Raw genomic sequence first — 3,284 nt, 5'->3', positions numbered from 1 at the left:
GTACGCTTCATACTGCACCTTGTGTGGTTGGTGGAACAGCGATAAACGTCGGTTGCGTCGAACTGTAGCGACCGCCTTGCCCTTTGACCAGGACGACGTCGCCGACGGGCTCGTACAGGCAGCGATGCAGGTTACCGTAGCGATGCTGACGCAACAGCCCGCGCTGGCCCCACAGATGAATGCTAGTCGGGCACACTCCGAGTTGTGCGGCGAGTTCGTTGGCTGTCAACATGCCGCGTTCGCGAAGGCGTTCAAACCGGCTCTTGAGTCTATAGGCGGTGCGGACGATAAAGACCTTCTTGTGCGTGAACGCTTCACCTTTCCAGTTTGTATAGCCAAGCGCATTAAGCTGTTCGGCGACTTGCCGATCCGAGCCGGTTTCGAGGAGTTCGTCGACCTTCGCAACGACTTCTGGCAGCGTCTTGCGAATCTGTGCAATAGGCTTTGGCTTATCGATCTCCAGCGAAGTCGTTCGCCCGCCGCGAAAGCGTACATGGATCGCGACGCGTTCGGACTTTACCAGGGTTACGTCTTCAATGAGCAAAGCGACCATACGCTTGCGCTCGACCGGCACGACTCGTTGGTCATTCCAAACGCGGGGGAAGTCTTCGGCGAGCGCCTGAATCTGGGTTTGCGCATCGCTGCTTAACAGCTTGTGACCGGCGTTCTGAAGCCGTTCGTTATCCTGTTGCAATCCATCCAGCACGCGCAAACGCTCGTTCCAGTCCGCTTCGAGCGTGTCGGCGACAAGCCGATTGGTCGGATCGACACTCATATATCGACGGCGCGCGAGCTCGGCATCGTAGCGCGCTCGGACCAGTTGGTTCTGGCGCTGATCGGCGGCCTGTTTGACGCGCCCTGATATCTCGTCTTCGACAGCTAGCGCGACCTCGAGAGCGGCCGGTGCGACGCTCCCTGGAAGCAGCGAGCCTATCGCGTCATCGATGGCGCTTCCGCGAACCGATTGGCAGGGTTTGCCGGCACGGCGCACCGGATTCTCCGTGCACATATAGTAGGGCTCGAGTTTATTGCCCACGACCTGATACCGTACGCGCATGCGTGCGCCACACACTCCACACACGACGCGCCCCTGCAGGAGCCCAACGCCCTCGCGTGGCATGCTGCCTCGTCGATCGCGCCCGAATCCGGTCAAATTCTGCTTAAGCGTCGCCTGGTTGCGCTCGAACTCGTCCCAATCAATAAAGCCTGGATGCGCATTCTGAATTAACACCTGCCAATTCTCCCGGTCAACCTTAAGCCCCAAGGATTTGCGTCCCCTGGCGATATGCTCCGCGCGTGCGCCCGTACACAAAGGCACCGGCATAACGGGGGTTGTGCAGTATCTGAATGACGCGACAGTGTTCCAACGGCCCCCAAATCAGATCTCCCTTGCCAATCCCCCTTCGGATGCGACGCGGAAACAGCCAGCCTTCCTGGCGAAATCGCTTGACCGTGGCGGTAGCTGACGCAGCTTGCCGAAACGTGTCGAACAGCAACCGCAGCGCGCCACGGACCTGTTGATCAGGATCGAGTGCGACTGAGCCATTCGGGTGATACACAAGCCCGATAGGCAGAGGCACTTCCAGTTCGCCACGGCGTGCCTTGTTCTTGATCCCGCCTTGCAGCCGGCCCTTGAGGATATGAAGTTCTGCCTCGCTCATGGCGCCCTTTAACCCAAGCAATAGGCGATCATTAAATTGACCTGGATCGTAAATACCATCTTCGTCAAGAATCAAGGTTCGCGTGAGCGATGCGAGTTCGATCAGGCGATGCCAGTCTGCGTTATTGCGCGCAAGGCGCGACACTTCCAATCCCAGCACGATGCCGGCGTGACCATTGGCGACCTCGGCGACCAGATGCTGAAAGCCATCTCGCTCCTGGGCACTGGAACCGGACATGCCGAGATCGTTATCGACGATGTGAACACGTTCGATCGGCCACCCGAGCGAAACGGCGCGATCGCGCAGCGCATATTGCCGCTTCGTACTCTCGGTATTCTCGAACACCTGCCGAAGCGACGACTGTCGAACGTAGAGGAACGCATCACGCCGCAGATGTTCAGCGGTGACCTTCTGAGCGGAGTTAGTAGACATGGGCAAGCTCCTCGTGGGTGCGCAGAACGAGGTTGGCGAGCACGCGAACAAGCGCGCCGTTATCCCGCACTGAGTTGGAAGCAGGCACGGTTGGAGTGGGAGCCTCGATGCGCGAAGCGTCCGGGCGTTGGATCGCCAGCCCGTGCAACAGGCCATGAAAGCGTATGGCCGCGTGGCCTTCTGAGTTAGGACCTGTGCCGAGCAGATCGGCCCGTAGCGCTTCGTAGCGAGCAAGCGCTGACGATGGCGGACGGACTTGAGGCGAATCGTCTACGGTTTTTTTTTGCGTGCTAACGCACGTTCGATACTGCGTGGGTGGATCGAAAGCTCCAGCCAGGTTTCGATCTCCTGCGCAAGCGCGCGAGCGCGAATGCTGCTGTCTTGCTGTAGACGCTCCTCGATGAACGCCATGACCGCCGGGTTGAGTTTGTGCGCGCCTTTGGGCCCACGCTGTTTCGGAAGCAACCCTGGTAGCCCCTCGCTCGCAAAGGCGTTCTCCGCCTGATAGAACGTCGGCCTGGACATTCCGAACAGGGCGGCCGCCTCGGCCTTCGAAGCGCCATCGACCTGAACATGACGCAACATCTCGTACTTGACCTGGACAATATCGTCGGGATCGAAGAAATCGCCCGATCAAAACCACGGCGCCCGTATTCGGTCGGGATGAGGATTGAGAGCACCAAGTTCGCGTAGTCGATCGCGCTTTGACGGTGGCCTGGTCATTACATGATCTCTCGTCGATGCAATGAAAAATAAAATACGCCCAAACATTCGATACGTCAAGTATCTCTGCGATCAGATTGATTCTCGAAATAGCGCTAAAACATGCGCCTAAATGAAGGTTATCTTGCCTGGGTGAAGCTGAAATTATCCCAATAGCGGCATATTTATCTTTACGTAAAGGGCGAAATTTATTTGACATCGCGCGCTCCCAGCAAATCGTCAACAAGCGCACGCAATCGAAGCAGATCGTCAGTTCTAAACCAGGAATGTCCGCCGGAGGCCTGCGCGAACAGATCTGGCTCCGGGACATCGGTCCAGGATGCCAGTACCGAGCGCAGACGCTTGTGTGCGTCGAAATACATCACGCGATCTTCACCCCAGTTCTGCTTGCGACTCACCAGGACAAAGCGATTTCCACGTGCTGGGTGGAATGGATGGGTAATCTCGAAGGACGCGCCTTTGACTACG

The 3,284-nt window shown here is 57.9% G+C and carries 4 protein-coding genes; all 4 read right to left on the bottom strand.

Annotated elements, in window-relative coordinates; all coding sequences use genetic code 11:
• Window positions 1-7: 7 nt before the first annotated feature.
• On the bottom strand, window positions 8-1,324 hold the full coding sequence (locus HV796_RS45100) for a recombinase zinc beta ribbon domain-containing protein (protein ID WP_246356364.1): 1,317 nt from the start codon (window positions 1,322-1,324) through the stop codon (window positions 8-10).
• Complete coding sequence (locus HV796_RS45095) at window positions 1,254-2,093, bottom strand: recombinase family protein (protein WP_246356363.1); 840 nt, start codon at window positions 2,091-2,093, stop codon at window positions 1,254-1,256. Before HV796_RS45095 ends, HV796_RS45100 begins: the two co-directional genes overlap by 71 nt.
• 270 nt (window positions 2,094-2,363) lie before the next feature.
• Window positions 2,364-2,699: a helix-turn-helix domain-containing protein gene (locus HV796_RS41030; protein ID WP_281369994.1), complete on the bottom strand. Its 336-nt coding sequence runs from the start codon at window positions 2,697-2,699 to the stop codon at window positions 2,364-2,366.
• 305 nt (window positions 2,700-3,004) lie between these two features.
• Window positions 3,005-3,284 (bottom strand): DUF5372 family protein (locus tag HV796_RS41025; protein WP_246356361.1); only part of this gene is annotated, 280 nt, incomplete at its 5' end.

Source organism: Paraburkholderia humisilvae (assembly GCF_902859855.1).
GTDB classification, from domain to species: domain Bacteria; phylum Pseudomonadota; class Gammaproteobacteria; order Burkholderiales; family Burkholderiaceae; genus Paraburkholderia; species Paraburkholderia humisilvae.
The sequence above is the reverse complement of the archived record's forward strand: the minus strand, read 5'-3'. Positions and strand labels throughout refer to the sequence as shown.